15 protein-coding genes are annotated in these 16265 nt (G+C 51.7%); 3 read left to right on the top strand and 12 right to left on the bottom strand.

Annotated features, from left to right (window positions below):
* Positions 1 to 299: 299 nt before the first annotated feature.
* The 3 genes from HMPREF1548_RS26155 to HMPREF1548_RS26145 form a co-directional block, all read right to left on the bottom strand.
* Positions 300 to 1022 (bottom strand): class I SAM-dependent methyltransferase, encoded by a 723-nt coding sequence (locus HMPREF1548_RS26155; protein ID WP_051358484.1) that lies wholly within the window; start codon positions 1020 to 1022, stop codon positions 300 to 302.
* A gap of 226 nt (positions 1023 to 1248) precedes the next feature.
* Positions 1249 to 2169, bottom strand: a complete 921-nt coding sequence (locus HMPREF1548_RS26150; RefSeq protein ID WP_021639811.1) for an NAD-dependent epimerase/dehydratase family protein — start codon at positions 2167 to 2169, stop codon at positions 1249 to 1251.
* A complete protein-coding gene (locus tag HMPREF1548_RS26145; RefSeq protein WP_021639810.1) occupies positions 2166 to 4439 on the bottom strand; it encodes a bifunctional diguanylate cyclase/phosphodiesterase in 2274 nt (757 codons plus the stop codon). The genes HMPREF1548_RS26150 and HMPREF1548_RS26145 overlap by 4 nt, the downstream gene beginning before the upstream one ends.
* A gap of 179 nt (positions 4440 to 4618) precedes the next feature.
* Between HMPREF1548_RS26145 and HMPREF1548_RS26140 the strand changes: the two genes are divergently transcribed.
* Entirely contained in the window at positions 4619 to 6106 is a 1488-nt protein-coding gene (locus HMPREF1548_RS26140; protein ID WP_035324032.1) for a GntR family transcriptional regulator, read from the top strand.
* A 46-nt stretch (positions 6107 to 6152) separates the two neighbouring features.
* Here HMPREF1548_RS26140 and HMPREF1548_RS26135 read toward each other — a convergent pair whose 3' ends face one another.
* The 8 genes from HMPREF1548_RS26135 to HMPREF1548_RS26100 form a co-directional block, all read right to left on the bottom strand.
* Positions 6153 to 6911: an alpha/beta fold hydrolase gene (locus HMPREF1548_RS26135; protein WP_021639807.1), complete on the bottom strand. Its 759-nt coding sequence runs from the start codon at positions 6909 to 6911 to the stop codon at positions 6153 to 6155.
* A gap of 51 nt (positions 6912 to 6962) precedes the next feature.
* The gene (locus HMPREF1548_RS26130; RefSeq protein ID WP_035324126.1) at positions 6963 to 7760 is read right to left on the bottom strand and encodes an alpha/beta fold hydrolase; all 798 of its coding nucleotides are present in this window, start codon (positions 7758 to 7760) and stop codon (positions 6963 to 6965) included.
* A gap of 77 nt (positions 7761 to 7837) precedes the next feature.
* Positions 7838 to 8743, bottom strand: coding sequence for a phosphotransferase family protein (locus HMPREF1548_RS26125; RefSeq protein WP_021639805.1), 906 nt, complete (start codon positions 8741 to 8743; stop codon positions 7838 to 7840).
* Positions 8740 to 9096, bottom strand: a complete 357-nt coding sequence (locus HMPREF1548_RS26120) for a VOC family protein (RefSeq protein ID WP_021639804.1) — start codon at positions 9094 to 9096, stop codon at positions 8740 to 8742. Before HMPREF1548_RS26120 ends, HMPREF1548_RS26125 begins: the two co-directional genes overlap by 4 nt.
* Entirely contained in the window at positions 9093 to 10085 is a 993-nt protein-coding gene (locus HMPREF1548_RS26115; protein WP_021639803.1) for a hypothetical protein, read from the bottom strand. Before HMPREF1548_RS26115 ends, HMPREF1548_RS26120 begins: the two co-directional genes overlap by 4 nt.
* Positions 10086 to 10087: 2 nt before the next feature.
* Complete coding sequence (locus tag HMPREF1548_RS26110; protein ID WP_021639802.1) at positions 10088 to 11497, bottom strand: radical SAM/SPASM domain-containing protein; 1410 nt, start codon at positions 11495 to 11497, stop codon at positions 10088 to 10090.
* Positions 11498 to 11533: 36 nt separating this feature from the next.
* Positions 11534 to 12040, bottom strand: coding sequence for a GNAT family N-acetyltransferase (locus tag HMPREF1548_RS26105; protein WP_035324121.1), 507 nt, complete (start codon positions 12038 to 12040; stop codon positions 11534 to 11536).
* Positions 12041 to 12112: 72 nt separating this feature from the next.
* A complete protein-coding gene (locus tag HMPREF1548_RS26100; RefSeq protein WP_051358488.1) occupies positions 12113 to 13045 on the bottom strand; it encodes an alpha/beta hydrolase in 933 nt (310 codons plus the stop codon).
* A gap of 375 nt (positions 13046 to 13420) precedes the next feature.
* Between HMPREF1548_RS26100 and HMPREF1548_RS26095 the strand changes: the two genes are divergently transcribed.
* Together HMPREF1548_RS26095 and HMPREF1548_RS26090 are read left to right on the top strand one after the other, a co-directional pair.
* Positions 13421 to 14758 (top strand): alcohol acetyltransferase, encoded by a 1338-nt coding sequence (locus HMPREF1548_RS26095; protein WP_276946438.1) that lies wholly within the window; start codon positions 13421 to 13423, stop codon positions 14756 to 14758.
* Positions 14759 to 14883: 125 nt separating this feature from the next.
* Positions 14884 to 15588, top strand: a complete 705-nt coding sequence (locus HMPREF1548_RS26090) for a DUF6320 domain-containing protein (RefSeq protein WP_021639797.1) — start codon at positions 14884 to 14886, stop codon at positions 15586 to 15588.
* Positions 15589 to 15637: 49 nt separating this feature from the next.
* On the opposite strand, the gene HMPREF1548_RS26085 is transcribed toward HMPREF1548_RS26090, so the two are convergent.
* Positions 15638 to 16192: a GerMN domain-containing protein gene (locus HMPREF1548_RS26085; RefSeq protein ID WP_021639796.1), complete on the bottom strand. Its 555-nt coding sequence runs from the start codon at positions 16190 to 16192 to the stop codon at positions 15638 to 15640.
* Between the last annotated feature and the right edge of the window lie 73 nt (positions 16193 to 16265).

Raw genomic sequence — 16265 nt, 5'->3', positions numbered from 1 at the left:
TCAATCCACGAGGCCACATAAGCCTCGACAGCAAAAACATACAACAAATATTTTCAAACCACTATCTCAACGACACTATTATACAACTTCTCTAAAAATTTATCACTATATAATTACAATATATTTACCAAACCCATTACTATTTACAAAAAACTGGTGCGAATCCCCCGGTAAATTCATGTGCACTTCCGATTCGCACCCCCTCCCCTTCCTTACTGCCGCATCCTTTCTCTCCTCCTCGCTGCTTCTTCCAAATCAGCCGTACACTTCTCATTCCTCGTTACACATTTTTCATCTCATCACAGCATTTCTTTTTCTGCTCTGATAAACACCGCCCCATCAATACATTCAATCATCTCAACCCGGGAAAAACCTGCATTTTCCAACAATTCCATTTCATGCTCTGCCGTAAGCGGCGTATCAAAATGCACGAACACATCCTCTCCGATCCCCTCTTTTTCCCGCTTCGAATCACACAGCTCCATCAGAAGTTTTTCCTCGTCCTCACAGCATGCAATATAGTCAGCCTCTATGAAAATCCCTCCATTTTTCAGCGTATCATATATTTTCCGGTACAGCTCCAGCTTCTTCTCCGGTTTAAAATGATGAAGGGATTCAAAGGAAACAGCCATATCATAAGCTTCCTTACCGAAATCATATCTGAAGTAATCCACTCTGATCGTATGTACCTGCGGATGCTTGGCGGACAGCCTGCCCAGCATATCCTCCGACAGATCTATCCCCGTCACCTCCAGTTTCGGACGCTTCTGCAGGATTTCATCCAGTTCAAGCCCTGTACCGCAGCCCAAATCCAAAAGCTTCTCCACATGCTCCGTAACCAATGTCCCCATATATTTATATGCACTGCTCCACAAAGACATATGTTCCTCATATCCGTCCAGACGCGCCCTGAAAAAAGCAGCCATTTCCTCCAGCCCGGTGTCCTTCACCTCTTCCGTCCAGCTCCGAAGCTGCTGCATATACTCTGCCGTATTTTCTCTGATTACAATTTTCTTTTCCATAAATAAAAAACCTCCCAAACCTTTTATCCGCTGTCCGTCCACTCGATATTTCCATCAAAAAGGAGGAGGAAATCCTCTCTCCCCCTCCTCACACCGCTTCAGCAATGCAACCTACGACAAAAGGATGACAACCCCAACCAGTCTTTTTCGTATGAAGGATAACCCGGAACAGCTTTCCTTTTCCATCATACCTGCCACCCCGCAAAAAAGACACCTCATCCTCTGTTCATAAAAAAACCGGCGGAAATCCACCTGCATTTATTTTCACATTTTCTAACGCTTCCTTCTCCGCCCTCTCCACATACCAATCCAACAATCCATAAAGCCAGCTGCCAAGCTCCCTGCAGGAACAGCCTGCCTCCCTGGCTTTTTCCGTATTCAGGCTGTAGCTGTCCGCTCCATTATAGGGAGCCACCTCCCCGCCATCCTCAAGCCGGGGCACCGCGCCAGTCTTATTTCCCACATATTCTAAAATTTCCCTTACGGAAACCGTTCCCCCGCAGCAGGCATTCACCGGCCCGGTTACAGCCTTATCTGCAAGGGATGCCAGGAAACGCCCGGCATCCTCCGATCCTATAAAGCTCATCTGGCTGTCTGGATTATCCACATACATGGGAATTCCTTTTACGGTATGCCGCACATAAAAATACAGCCGTTCCGTGTAATCATCCTTCCCTATGACGAAGGGGAAACGAACCATAACCGCATTCTGCCGGGGATAATTATGCACCGATGCGCACTCCGCGCTTCTTTTCCCCTCATCATAGGTAACATCCGTTCTGTTGCACCAAAGCAGCGCCTTCTGTTCCGGCCGGAAAGCCGTTTCCTGTATATCCGGGCAAAGCTCATATACCGAAGCCGAAGACACCATGACGTACCTTCCGCACCGAATGGCGTCCAAAGCTGTTTTTACATCCATAGAGCAATATGCCAAATCATCATAAACCACATCAAACCAAACATCCCGGAACGCCTCTTTCATAGCGTTCCCATCAGTCCGCTCCACAATAATACGTTCCACCTTGCTGCCGAAGGGATCCGCCGTCCGCCCCCTTGTTGCAATTGTTACCTCATGTCCGTCCTCCAGCAAAGCATTCACCAGATGGACGCCGAAAAAACGCGTCCCTCCAAGAACCAGTATTTTCATTGGTTTCCTTCTCCTTCCCGCCTCTTTTCCAGCCATTCCCAGAACGCCTCCGCAGGCAGGGGCCTGGAATAAAAATAGCCCTGCACCATATCGCAGCGGACACGTTTCAGGAACGCAATCTGTTCCTGTGTTTCAATTCCCTCCGCCACAATCTGCACTCCCAGCCGCCGTCCAAGCTCAGTCAGGCATATCAGCACATCCTCTGCTTTTGGTTGGGATATATCCAGGAAAAAACGTCTGTCCAGCTTGATTGTATCCACATCAAACTCACGCAGCAGCCCCAGCGAAGAATAGCCGGAGCCAAAATCGTCCAGAGAGCACTTAAAACCCAGCCTGTGCATTCTGCGGATGCATTTTCCCACAAATTCAATCCCCTGATCATCAAAAAATATCGATTCCGTCAGCTCCAGCTCCAGAATCCCGTCCGGGATATGGTATTTGTCCGCAATCTCAGAAAACTGCCGCAGGAAATCCGGATCCTTGAAATGCTGCCGCGACAGATTCACTGAAACAGGAAAAATCGCTTTCCCCTCCTGCATCCGACGCGCCAAAAGCTCACATACCTTTTCAAAAATATAACGGTCCAGCTTACAAATACTCCCGTTTTTCTCGAATACGGGAATAAAATCCGAGGGAAAAATCATACCTCTCTGCGGATTCCTCCAGCGCACCAGCGCTTCAGCGCCTGCCGTTTTACCATCCGAAAGCCTGACCTTAGGCTGAAGATATACCAGAAACTCGCCCCTGTCAAGCGCTCCCTGGAACAATGCGGTCAATTCATGCTCCTGACGCAGGCTCTGCATGAATCTGTTGTCATAAAATACACATTCTCCCAGCGTGTGATCCTGCTGCCAAAGACAGGCTGTCTTGGCACGATCCTGGATGATCGTAATATCCATCTGCGGCTCCTCAACCACATATGCCCCCTGACGGAAGGCCAGACAATAAGCCGTGTCCGCCTCTCTTTTTTTATTAAAAGAATTGATATCCTCCGTTATCCCCTCAAGCCGCGCCCTGACAGCAGACTCCTTGCTTTCCCTCAGGCACAGGTAGTAGCTGTCCTCCTCCCCTCTGCCTGCCAGCTCTCCCTGAAAAATATTCCGTTCCAGCACACGCATGCAATACCGAAGCGTATCGTCCCCCGCCCTGCTTCCAAAGCTTTCATTAATCAGCTTAAAATTCCGAATGTTGAGAAATACCACAGTATACCGGTCCGGCGGCGCATTTTCCAGCAGCGCCATCAGCCTGAGCCTGAAAGCCATACTGCTCATCCCTCCCGTCACCGCGTCCACAAACGCAATTTTTTCCAGTTGTTTCCGGTTGTTTTTCTGAATATAAAGCAGACAAAGCAGGAAAAAAAGAAACAAGACGATTGTCCCTGCCACAATGCAGAAGGTCTGCATAATATATTTATCCGTCTCATAGGATATGAGATCCGCAGGGACAAGGGTGAGCAGGACCCACCCATAAGATTTCAGTGTGTTATAGGAAAGAACCAGCTGCGTCCCGTCAACTGCGACAAATGAAAAAACACCGTCGCAGCCTATCTTCATATTTTCCTGCATCTGATAAATTTTCTGCGCCGTTTCACCTTCCGACTCTTTTTTGAAAATATCATCCAGCTGCAGAAAAGGCTCCAGCTCCGTAGGAGAGATAATGACTTTCCCGCCCTCATCCGCAATACAGGTGAGCCCCTGGCCGCCGAAGCTTTCAGCCTGTATCATCCTCTGCATATTTTCTTTTCCCCGGGAACCGGCCAGCGCCCCGACCACCTTTTCGCCCTCATAGAGAGGAACAGAGTACACTATTGTCTGACCGTCCAGAAAGGAAACACCTCTTCTGCCTGCAAGGGAATCCCTGATTCCCGGCAGCTCCCGCAGATTTTCCACAGCTTCCGAAGTTGAAACCGCTGTTCCATCCATACCGATGACCGCCATGAAATCAAGATCCAGGATGGCTGATTTTCTCTGCAGATAATCCCTCACTGCCTCATTTCCCCGATCTTGCATCCGTATCAGGCTGTCTCCAACCAATTCCAGTTCATCGCTGTTGTTTTTCAGCCGCCCATCAATATCTGCCGCCAGCTGCGCCGCCACATCCTTTACATAGGACTGCGTGCTTCTGTCCATTGCCGCATGTAATCCCACTGCGCTGCCCACAGTTGCTGCCGCAATTACCCCAATAAGAACAGCCAGTATCAAAAACTGAATTCCCGTTTTCCTTTTCATGACGTATGTCGCCGGCCTTCCGGCGTTTTTTTCGTTTTTCATCTAAATAAAAAACTCCTTTTTCTCCGTTACAACACAGGAACATGTCAAAATACGCCTATTTTTCTATATTTTAATAGCAAATGTAACCATCGGCAATAATGAATCTGTGTACGTTTGCATATAGCTTGAGAAAAAACTTTATGGTATGCTATCAATATAACCATGTGCCAGGAGAAAACATGCAGGAGAAGAAAACTTTATTCTATTTTTTATATGACAGTTTAAAACAGCAGATTCTTTCCGGCTGCCGTCAGTACGGCAGCCCGCTTCCCTCCCTGAGCCGGCTGTGCGAGACCTATCATGTGGGACGGCGCACGGCCAGGGATGTTCTGGACGCACTCCGCGGCGAGGGCCTGATCCATACGGAGGAACGCAAAACCGCGGTCGTCATCTATCGCCAGCCGGATTCCCCGGAAGAAAATACCGCTCTGCGTTTCGTTCTGCAGCGGAAATCCTCCCTTATCGAGGTTTATGAAACAATGGAGCTGCTGATACCCGCCCTGCTCACCTTTTCTGCAGTTCACTGTTGTACAGGTGAGCCGCACAGCCTCAGGGATCTGGAGCACTACAGCCTTTTCCAAAAATATGCGAAAAAAAAGAAACCCAACGATGATCTGGGAATCCCTTCTGTTTTTTTCCATGATTTGCTGAAGGAAACCGGAAGCCTGCTTTTGAACGACCTTTATGCAAGTCTTGAGGTTTATACCCGGGTTCCCCTGATTCTGATGAAGGAACAGTTCCCCGCATACAAAATCAGTTCAAATGACTATAAAATCCTTTCATCGCTCCCTTTAATCCTGGAGAGCGGCCGGCAGGAGGATGTCGCATCCGTCTTTCGGGAGCTTTACAGCCATGCCACGGTCCTTGTGCGCCTTTATCTGGACAGCCTTTCTTCCCGTTTCCCGGATATCCCCGATGAGCCTGAAGCCGTCTATACCTGGCAGGCACAAATGGGACGCGATCATTTTTACATGCAGCTTGTTCGGGCGCTCATAGATAAAATCGGCACCGGAGCCTGTCCGCCCGGGACACGCCTCCCCTCCGAAGCCGCCCTGTCAAAAAGCTGCCGGGTGTCCCTTTCCACGGTGCGAAAGGCGCTTTCCACGCTGAATGACCTGGGCTTTGCCCGTACGGAAAACGGAAAGGGCACCGTAATATGCCTTCAGGATAACGAAACCGCCTTTCAGTGCATAAAAAACCCTTCCTACCGCCGAGACACCTTACTATATTTAAGCGCCGCACAGTTCATGACCATTGCCGTCCGCCCCGCGGCACGCCTCGCCTTCCCCCGGCTGAACCGGGAAGTGCAGGCACAGCTTGGCCGGGAAATATCCCTGCCCGGCAGCAACCCACTGGCCTGTATTTTCCGCTGTATCATGGATAACCTCACCCTGCGGCCGCTGAAAAGCATCCTGTCTGAAACGGACCAGCTACTGCTTTGGGGATATTATTTCGCCTTTTTTGAAAAAGGGACCGAAAGCAGTACGCCGCTGCATCAGCTTGCCGCGGAGGCCTTTCACCTCCTGCAGCAGAACGACGCGGAGGGCTTTTCCAGACAGCTCTCCCTTTGCTACTGCCATATCCTGCAGTTTGTACGCGACTTCATGATAAGCGGCGGGCTGACGGAAGCGAAGAAAATTATGGTTCCCTATCCTGAGGAAGGGTAGAACCAGGCCGTCCCTCTTCCAATAACAGTCCAGACGGCTGAACTGTTCACCCTTCCTTCGCCCTGCCCAGGAAATCAAATATCCTGTTATTAACCTCTATCGCTTTTTCCATAGGCATATGCGGCCTGTGCCCGCAGCCCTCCACAATCATTATCTCAGCCTGGGGACAGTGTGTCCGGATTGCCTCCAGATTCCGTTTTGTGGCAAAGCCATCGTTTTCTCCGGCAATAAGTAACATAGGCATGGTAATACGCCCCCACTCTTCGTCCGTCAGCGAAGGATGCAGGCGCCAGTCCTTCACCTCCTGCCTGCAGTACTCCTGCCAGTTGCCCCTATGGGCCTGGGCGTGCAGGCATTTCACCTTTTCAATGAAATCGGTCTGTCCCCTTTCCTCCAACGCCTCCGGCTCAAAATCCTCCGCTCCCACATCGTCAACTACGCCGCCGTTTCCAATAGCAGTTACTGTTTTTATCCGCTCCGGATGCCGGGCCGCCATATAGTAGGCGACACCGCCGCCCGTGCTGTACCCGATAAGATGTATCCGCTCAATTCCGCAACGGTCAAGAAACCGTATCATATCCTCCGCTATCACCGCAGAATCCCATTCCAGACTTTCGCACATGGTCCTGCCATGCCCCCTGAAATCCGGATAAAAGCAGCGGTATCCCGCCGCATAAAAAGGCTGGAGCTGTCCGCTGAAGGCCAGAATCCCCCTGCTGTAGCCGCTGTGCAGAAACAGCACCGGCTCCCCATATCCTATCTCTTCATAAAATAACTGCAATTCTCCCAAATCAATATATGGCATTTCCCTTCCCCCGTTTCTTCCTTACTTCACGCCTTTGTCTCGTCCTGCTGCCTATAGCTGTTTTATAAACCCTTCTATCTCCGCGTTCACCTGCCCTGCGTTGTCCCCATTGGAAAAATGCGCCGCATCCGCAATCATATGCAGCGGATAGCCTGTCTTTTCCGCCCAGGCTCTACAATAGGCCTTCACCTTACCCGTGGTGTCATATTCCCCTGCCAGGATGAGCACCGGACAGGAAAACCTCATGTCTTTATTTTCATCCAGAAATTTTCCGTAGGCGATATCCATCTGCTCTATTATCTGCGCCTTTGTCAGGGGCCGCAGCATTTCCAGCATTTTATTCCGGGAATAGGCCGTCCTGGAGACGGATTTTGCCATGCTGCTTCTGAGCAGGCCCTCAGGGAACCATTTTGCCATCGGCGCCGCCTGCTTCAGCCACCAGATATCCGATTTTGAATAATAACCGGTGCCGAAGGCCGTGGTGTCCAACGCGATAAACCCCTCCGTTTTTTCAGGATATCTGCAGGCAAATTCCTGGCTGGGATAGCCGTCCATAGACATGCCCACCAGAACCGCTTTCCCTATTCCCTCACGCTCCAGTATCTCATTCAGATCCTGCGCACAATGCCCATAGGAAAAATCCCGGTATGGCCGGGAAATGCCATGCAGCGGGACATCCCAGGTAATCAGGGTACAGGCGCTTCGAAAATATTCCACCTGCTTTTCAAACATGGAATGATTGGCGGTCAGCCCATGGGTGAATACGATGCATTTTGCCCTGGGCGCCGCATTTTTTTCAATCCAGTAAAACACGCTCCCTCTTTCTGTTTTCAGCTCCTTCTTTTCCAATCCCCCGTATCCTCCCATTTTTCCGGACGGCCCCGGCTTCATTTTTCCGCAGCCAACCCAGCCCGCGCCCTGTCGCCCTATCCGCATGCACCTTCCAGGTATTTTCCAATCCTTTCCACCGGATTGACGGCCTTTGGAAAATCACACAGCAGCTCCAGCTCATATACCAGGGAATACATGGCAATCCGAACATCGCTCTTGGGATAAGCGAACAGCTCGGGCGCATATTTCCTTACCCAGGTCATCAGAAAACGGTAATCCTCCGGCAGCGTCAGAGGATCGTCCTCCTCATTGGCATAGTTAAAAGGATGGATTTCCATCCGGTTCCACACATGCACCGCATAATCCACAGGCGCCGCCTCCAGCATTTCAAAATCTATCATAAACAGCTTTCCGTCTTCTGCAACAATCAGGTTGTCAAAATGAAGATCCGGATTTACAAGGGACAATGCTTCCTCCTGCAAAAGTCCTGCATTCGCCCTGATAAATTCCGCAGCCCGCCTTCCCAGCTCCTCCGGAACGCCCTGATTTAAGCGGAGCTTCCCCAACGCCGTCTCCATCCTCCCAAGAAGCTTTTTCCCCCAGTTTCTGCAGGGGTCAAACAAGGGCATCCCTTCCGGGAGCGCAGTCCGGTTCAGTTCCCTGTTGATTTCCGCAATGCAGCGGACCGTATCCTCCCTCTTCGCATCCGTCATATGCCTCCATGCGCGAAACAGACCTTCTCCTTTTATCCGTTCCAGAACCAGGTAATCCTCCCCGGCCCCCAGCAGCTTCGGCGCATAGGAGGGGGCAATGTTCCCATAGAACCAGGATTCCTTTTGAAAGCCTGCGCCTCCCGGCTCCGTAAATATTTTGACCACTGCGTCTTCTGTGAGAAAAAGCGCATTGGTAAACCCGGACTTTGACTGCTGCAAACCGTCAGCCGAAAGCCCGTGCTTTCGCAAAATTTCCTCCGCCCTCATTCCTTCTCTCTTTCCTTTCACGTCGCCTCAGGTGGAAGGCTTCTTATATATACCACATTTCCATCCGGATCATAGAAACTCATGTTTCTTGCGCCCCATGGCCGTGTCTCCGGTTTTTCCAGAATCCTCACTCCCTGCTTTACAAGCCTGGCATATTCCCGGTCCACATCATCCGAGGTAAAAGCCAGGCTCATCTTCTGTACGCCATTCTCCCGGCTTTCCCCGTCATTGTAAACCGTAAGCATGGTTTCCCTGGAAAGAATGGTCTGATGAACCGTGTCCTCGCTCCCGTTATCCACGCCCAGAAGCATTTTGTAAAAATCCGCCAGCCTTACCACGTCATCCGTCAGCAGGCATACCTCACCCAAAGTCATTTTAACCCCTCCATGTTTTGCCGTAAGAAATGCGTTCCCCCTTCGGTCAGAGAAGGTTCTTCCGCCGTATAATAAAAATCCTTTTTACTGCAGCCCGCTCTTCCGCCTCCTGCACAGGCGCAGGCACAGGCACACCCCGCACAGGCACAGGCGCATCCGCCATGTCCGCCATGTCCACCGGGACGCCTTCCCCGGCCCCAGAATCCCCGGCCGTTGGCATACCAGTCCTTTCCCCAGGCCGCCTGATAGCCTATGTAGCCTGTACACAGGAGAATGAAAATAATTGCGGCGGGATCCAGGGATTTCTTTTCCCCGGGGCTGTCCGACACCGGCGCCCATTCCACCATATTGGCATCCCGGAATGTCTCCTTGTCGCAATAAACCTTCATATGCCGGCGCTCCCCTTCTTTTAACCCACCCTCCCAGACGTAGAAGCCGCCTTCCTTTCTGTCCGCATTGGTTTCCATCACATAGGTTCCGTCCTCCCAGACAAAAAGATAATGTTCCACCGCAATCTCATTAAACCATCCTGGCATAAAATCATAAAAAGGCAGGCCGCCGTCCCTTTTATTTCTGCAAAGCATATCCTCCTGGCGGATGGTGAAGCCAAACTCCGCCACCTCACCCTTTTTATAGGCCCTGTCCAGTTCAAACTTAATCAATCCGTCCCCGTAAAATCCATTTTTCAGCCCGCTGATCGCACCGGTATAGCCCAGCAGCTCATATCTGGAATTGGGAATTCCCAGGCTGACCCAGGTAAGAGGCCCCTCCTTGCTGTCATTAAGGACCTTCCACCGGTACTGATAGGTAATTTCCAGAGCGCCGTCCTCCTGTGCCTTTACCTGGACGCGATAATCCAGGATTCTGTCCAGAGGCGTGAGAATATTTACGATATAGGCAATCAACACACAGATTCCCACCGCACATATACAGCTGAAAATCAACAGGCTTTTCTTCTTTTCCCCTGTTTCCGGAGTTTTCCCGTCCATCCTTAATCAGCCTCCTTTTCCGGCTCCGTTTTCGAAATTCTCAGAGGGCAGGACAAAGAGTCTTCTTCCTCCATTCCGCGTATGGCGCGGCAGGCAGGATGATTCCAGATACGCTTCCAGCTGTCCGTCAGCATATTTCCCAAAGGCGCGCTGCCGCTCAGCCAGCTCTGGCAGGGAACGACGCTGCCGTCCGGAGCCACCGCCATATTGGAAAGACAGGCGCCGCACATGGGCACCGCCAGCCCAAGCTCCTTAAGCACCGCCGGATCAGCCCGGCCGGGCGAGGTAAAGCTCAGCTCCATCCCATGCTGGGAACAAAAAGCCATGGCCTCCCGCAGAAGCGCATTCATCTCCTCCACGGTCAGCTGGGAGGACAGGGAGGCTTCCGCCATAGCCTTGCCCGTTTCGATGAGTCCTGAACAGGTCACATACCGGACGCCGTTTTGATACAAAAAAGCCAGCGTCCTGATATACTCCCTGTTTTCCCTGCACAGGGGCGTATTGACGCTCACATTCAGCCCGGCCTCCAGAGCATTGCGCAGTCCCAGAACCGTTTTCTTAAAGCTTCCTTCCGTATCGGGCAGATCCGCCCCGGTCAAATGGTTATGTATTTCCGCATTTTCAGAATAAAGGGTGATCTGCACGCTGTCCAGGCTGGCGTCATAGAGCTTTCTGCACAGCTCCCCCGTAAGCCTGGCCCCATTTGTATTCAGGCGGGTGACGAACCAGCGCGCATGCTCCACCAACTCCGGCAGATCCTCCCGCATGGTCGGCTCCCCTCCGGTAAAAGTAAGCTGGCAGATTCCGGCTCTGCGGCACCGGTCGATGATTTCAAACCATTCCTGGGCGGACAGCTCCTCTGTGCCTGCCGCTGCCTGTCCCGCCGCATAGCAGTGCCGGCATTTCAGGCTGCAGTTCCATTTTCCTTCCCTGTCGAGCATGGAGCTTACCATAAGATCCATCCGATGCGGCGCCGTCATATTCGCCGCATATTCCCGGAGGGAAAGAGGCCCGATATTGCCTGACGGCTCCCCTCCCCGCGCCACACCGTAAAGCAGGTCCAGCATCTCCTGAAGATCCTCCTGCAGCTCCTGCGTTTTTACATAATAAACCCTTTTCGTCCGGGACACTGCCTTATCCATAACCTGCTTCATCTGCGCCTCATTAATCGGCCGCCCGTCAAAAACGTTTACCTCACGGATAAAATTCCTGAGGAGAATCGCCCAGGAATAGCCCAGCGGAAGGATATAATAGCCGTTTAATATCATCACATAGGGCGCATCCGAAAAAGGACGCCATTTGGGCGGAATCAGATGTATCCGCACCGCTCCCGGCCCCTTCGGATTCAGTGTGGTATGCACCACACCCTCCTTATAGGCCCTGTATTGGGCTGTTTTATGCAAAATTCCCATGATATTCCATTTCCTTCCCGGCTCCCCCCGGCACTCCTATTCCCGGATACGCGCCATGGCGATTTCGTCCATATAAACCCCGTTCCTGACAGCCGCCTTCCGGCGGATGCCCTCACGTTCAAAGCCCAGGGACTCATACAGATGCACTGCTCTCTCGTTATCCGCAAAGACCGTCAGCTCCAGCCTTATCAACATCAGCCAGTTATCCGCCAGATCCAGAACCTTTTCCAGCATCGCCCGGCCAATCCCCTGATTCTGGAAATCCCGGCGGACCATCAGGCCGATTCCTGCCGCGTGGCGGGTTCTTGGGTTGGCGTTTACCTTCAGGCTGATAGAGCCAATCACCCTTTCCCCGCCTGCATCATCGCAGGCTACCGCAACAAACATAAAATCGTTCGGTCCCAGCCCCGCGAGCATGTCCTCCGTCTTTTTCCTGCTTTCCCCGGGATTTCCCAGAATTGTCTCAAAAACGCCGGGCATCCGTCTTAACGCGCTGATATCCCCGGCATCCCGCGGCTCTGCCGGCCGTATCGTATATTCCATAATTTTTTCTCCAATCATTTCAACTGGCAGCTGCCTGTTTCGCAGCTGCCGGCTTCCGGTTCCCGCCGCGCCTCAGCGGCAGATATCAAATATAAACTCCGCACACTTGTCCATGGCCTCATATGCCGTTTTAAAGGGGGACATCTGAAATACATGCCACATGCCCTTATAAACATCCAGCCGGGCCGGTACGTTGGCTTTAATCATTTTCTTGTGCAGCATGGTGGCATCGCTCAGGAGCACCTCATTGTCACCCACCTGGATATAGGTTGGGGGAAAATCCGTCACATCCGCAAAAAGCGGTGAAATCAGCGGATTTTCATAGTCCTGCCCGGCAGCGTAGTTCTCGGTCATCTGCCTCAGGTATTCCTCATCCAGAACCGGATCCACCTCCGCTCTCGTCTCATGGGTTTTTCCTGACGCGGTCAGATCCGTCCAGGGGGACAGCAGCACAAGCCCTCTTGGCAGAAGACGCTCCTCCTCCTTCAGCTTAACCACCAGGGAAAGCGCCATATTTCCTCCTGCGGAATCCCCGATGACGATTACGTCCCTGGCGCCGTAGCCCAGAACCATCAGGTAATTCCATGCTTTCATGGCATCCTCCATCGCCGCCGGATAAGGATATTCCGGGGCAAGGCGGTAGTCAAAGCAGAAAACATCCATGGAGGTGGAGCACGCCAGCTTCGTGGTCAGCGTCCTTGCATAAACACAGCTTCCCGTGGAATAACCGCCGCCGTGACAATACAGGATTACGTACTTTTTCATGTGCACCCGGTTGACCCGCACCCATTCGCCGTGCATCCCCTCCACATCCACGGAGGTGATGTCCATTTCCTTACTGTTGCCCAGCAGCGCGCCGAAATAATCCTGGGACTGGCGGTGTTTCTCAATATCCGTATTTTCTACCACGCTGTGCACCCTTTTAATCAGCTTCATCAGGCTCTGGTTCTGCTCCTGCTCTTTGTTCTTTTTCAGTGCATTTATGGATTTATCAAAAAGTGCCATATTTCCTCTCATTCCGCCGTATCCACAGCATGGTTTGCTTTTGTCCTGGTTGCCTGTCTTCATCCTATCATAGAAAGAAAATCACGTAAAGGGTTTACGGCACAGGTTTTCTTATTCCCCGCCGCTGCATAAAATGTGTATTTCTTGCATAAAGACGGGAATGATTCTATAATAGTATTTAGAAAGCGGCCGCGTTTCGGCAGGGCCTTCTGCATGGGAAATCCGCATTATGCAGCGCCATGCCCAACCGCACAGACTGTAGGAAGGGAAACACTTCTCCGTTATAAATAAAAACAAACAGTAGCTGTTCAGTATCCCTCACAGTTACAACAGACATTCTTTACTGACTTTATGCCAATCAGAACCGGGAAAGGAATGAAACCGATGACATCTCGTTTCCATATAAAAAAGGATGGCGTCAAACCGGCCGTCAGCCCCAGGGACTGGTACCGGCTGGATCTGTCCGCCATCGTATATCCCACTCTGCAGAGACGGGATTTTTCGTCCGTATACAGGCTGTCCGTCCTCCTCAAGGAGGATATCCGGCCGGAAGTGCTTCAGCAGGCGGTGGATATCGCGCTGAAACGCTTCCCCACCTATAAGGTATGTATCCACAAGGGACTTTTCTGGCGTTATCTGGAGCCGAACAACCGCCCCGGCCCTTTTGTCAGGCCGGATATCCACAACCCCTGTATGCCCATGCACTTTAAATCAGGCGGCCGTTATCTGCTGCGCGTTTATTATTATGGGAAAAGGATTTCCCTGGAATGCCACCACTGCCTCGGCGACGGTACCGGAGGCATGTGCGTGCTGCAGACAATTACCGCCGTATATCTGCGGCTCCTGGGCGCTGAAATATCCAACGGCTATTTTGTGCTGGATGTAAACGAAGCCCCCGATCCGGAAGAGCTGGAGGACGCCTACATGCGCTATGCAAACGCTCTTTACTGTCCGCCCAGGCCCGCGGAGAAGACCTACCGGGTGCGCGGCACCAAGGAACCGTTCCATACCTTCAACATCATTGACGGCATTATGTCCGTAAAGGAGGTAGCCGCCGTAGCCGCAAGGTACAACGCCACCATAACCGAATATCTGAATTCCGTGCTGCTGTACGCCCTGCTCAACAAGCAGAACATGGATTTTCATCTCAAGCTGTATCCGGTGAGAATCGCCATGCCGGTGAACCTGAGGCGTTTTTTTCCGTCCAAGACGCTGCGTAACTTTATCACCATGGTTTACCCCTCCATTGATCCCAGGCTGGGTAATTACACCTTTGAAGAAATCGTTGCCCAGGTGCACAATTACATGCGCTATTATATCAACGAAAAATTCCTTCGCGGCGACATCACCACAAACGCCGCCACCACCCGCAACCCTTTTATCCGCGTGGTGCCCCTCTTCCTGAAGGACATTGTGGTCAGGACATTTTACAGGAAGGTGCAGGATAAAAATTCCTCGGCCGGCCTGACCAATATGGGAGCCATGAAGGTTCCCGAGGACATGAAGCCTTACATCGACCGGTTTGACATTTACATGGGCCAGCCCTTTTCCTCCCGCACCAATTGCGCCGTCATCAGCTTTGACGATACGCTGACCATCAACTTTGCCAGCTGTATCATGGAGGCCGATGTGGAACGCCATTTTTTCCGTAAGCTGGTGGAGGACGGCATCCATGTAAAAATCGAAAGCAACCGTACCTTTGACGATGAGTAATTTTTCCTCCCTTTATAAAAAGAAAAGCCGGAGCCGCAAACAGCCGGCACCCCGGCAGGTCCTTCCGGCAGATATCATTTCCCACAGTAAAAAAGCTGTATCCTTACAGCGGAATGGAGTTTAATATGTCATATTGTGTAAACTGCGGCGTAAAACTGGACGATACCCTGGAACGCTGTCCGCTCTGCAATACGCCGGTAATCAATCCGAATGAAATAACCTATACCCACTCCGTGCCCCCTTTTCCAAAGGAAAACGGTCAGGTGGAAACGGTAAAAAACAAGGATGTGGCCATTCTCTACTCTCTGGTACTCATCGCTGCCGGAGCCGCCTGCGGGCTTCTGAACCTGCTGGTGTTCAACAGCAGCGCCTGGTCTTTGTATGTGATTGGGATATGCATTATCCTCTGGGTAGTGGCCATTCCTGTTTTTATCTATACCAAGCTTCCCATTTATGTTTCCCTGTTGTTTGACGGGCTTTCCATCGGACTTTACGAATACCTGATCACCTTTAACACTCCCAGCTCCCGCTGGTTCTACCAGCTGGCCCTGCCCATCACTGCGGTGGTCACGGTGCTGGCCATCCTGCTGGCCGCCCTGTGCAGAAAGGTTTCCTCTTCCTTCCTGGCATCGGCGCTCTATGTGTTCTCGGAAATCGCGGTCCTGTGTATTTCCATTGAACTGTTGATCCGCCGGTTCCTTTCCAGGCCGTTTCTGCTCACCTGGTCCGCCGTCGTCCTCACCGCCTGTGCAATCATTATTGTGGCGCTGATAACCATGCTTTCCAGAAAACGGCTGCGCGGCGCAGTAAGAAGAAGGCTGCATTTCTGAATTCAGAAATGCAGCCCTTTTTGTCCATATTACATTTTTATGGAAATTATTAATCCAGCATATCTACAAACCGGAGGCCTTCCTCATAAACCCGGTTCTTCGTCTCCAGGCGCTGGCCGTTGATCGTGACCACCATTTCCTGCGCGTCATATGCCGCCAGGAAGGAATTCGTCAACGCTGCCATAATAACGGCTTCGCTTCCTTCCTCCATAGTCTTCAGATAGTCCCTGAAGCCTGCGGAAAGATCCAGCGTAAGCTTTTCCTTATCCTCTGATATTATAAAATCATTTACCTTGGTATCAACCGATACAATATTCTTCTTGCGCAGCTCGCCGATGATTGTCTCCGGCGTTTTCCGCGGAACCTCTACCTCCTCGGTGCTCAGCTCCTTACCCACGCTTGAACCATAATATATCGTCACTATCTCCGGCTCACCGGTTGCCGTAACCGATTCTGCCTCCAGCTCTTCCACCGTTTCCGCGCTGCCCGAAGAGGTGATTTCCAAAGCAGTGTAGTTTCCGGTTTCCGCAGTTCCTCCGCATGCCGCTAAAACGGCAGCCATACAGAGTATTCCTCCTAATATCGTAATGCTGCTCTTTTTCATGCCTGCTCCCTTCTGCGCATAGGCTTATCGTGTTTCCGCAGAAACCTTTCCTGACGCCCTATGCTCCTCTGAT

This window comes from Clostridium sp. KLE 1755, assembly GCF_000466465.2.
GTDB lineage: Bacteria > Bacillota > Clostridia > Lachnospirales > Lachnospiraceae > Eisenbergiella > Eisenbergiella porci.
This window is presented reverse-complemented; position numbering and strand designations above follow the sequence as displayed.

Coding starts and splice junctions, on each gene's coding strand:
- HMPREF1548_RS26115 (WP_021639803.1), bottom strand. CDS start 10,085: ATGGACGGGAAAACTCCGGAAACAGGGGAAAAGAAGAAAAGCCTGTTG.
- HMPREF1548_RS26085 (WP_021639796.1), bottom strand. CDS start 16,192: ATGAAAAAGAGCAGCATTACGATATTAGGAGGAATACTCTGTATGGCT.
- HMPREF1548_RS26095 (WP_276946438.1), top strand. CDS start 13,421: ATGAAACCGATGACATCTCGTTTCCATATAAAAAAGGATGGCGTCAAA.
- HMPREF1548_RS26140 (WP_035324032.1), top strand. CDS start 4,619: ATGCAGGAGAAGAAAACTTTATTCTATTTTTTATATGACAGTTTAAAA.
- HMPREF1548_RS26100 (WP_051358488.1), bottom strand. CDS start 13,045: ATGGCACTTTTTGATAAATCCATAAATGCACTGAAAAAGAACAAAGAG.
- HMPREF1548_RS26090 (WP_021639797.1), top strand. CDS start 14,884: ATGTCATATTGTGTAAACTGCGGCGTAAAACTGGACGATACCCTGGAA.
- HMPREF1548_RS26110 (WP_021639802.1), bottom strand. CDS start 11,497: ATGGGAATTTTGCATAAAACAGCCCAATACAGGGCCTATAAGGAGGGT.
- HMPREF1548_RS26135 (WP_021639807.1), bottom strand. CDS start 6,911: ATGCCATATATTGATTTGGGAGAATTGCAGTTATTTTATGAAGAGATA.
- HMPREF1548_RS26120 (WP_021639804.1), bottom strand. CDS start 9,096: ATGACTTTGGGTGAGGTATGCCTGCTGACGGATGACGTGGTAAGGCTG.
- HMPREF1548_RS26145 (WP_021639810.1), bottom strand. CDS start 4,439: ATGAAAAACGAAAAAAACGCCGGAAGGCCGGCGACATACGTCATGAAA.
- HMPREF1548_RS26155 (WP_051358484.1), bottom strand. CDS start 1,022: ATGGAAAAGAAAATTGTAATCAGAGAAAATACGGCAGAGTATATGCAG.
- HMPREF1548_RS26105 (WP_035324121.1), bottom strand. CDS start 12,040: ATGGAATATACGATACGGCCGGCAGAGCCGCGGGATGCCGGGGATATC.
- HMPREF1548_RS26150 (WP_021639811.1), bottom strand. CDS start 2,169: ATGAAAATACTGGTTCTTGGAGGGACGCGTTTTTTCGGCGTCCATCTG.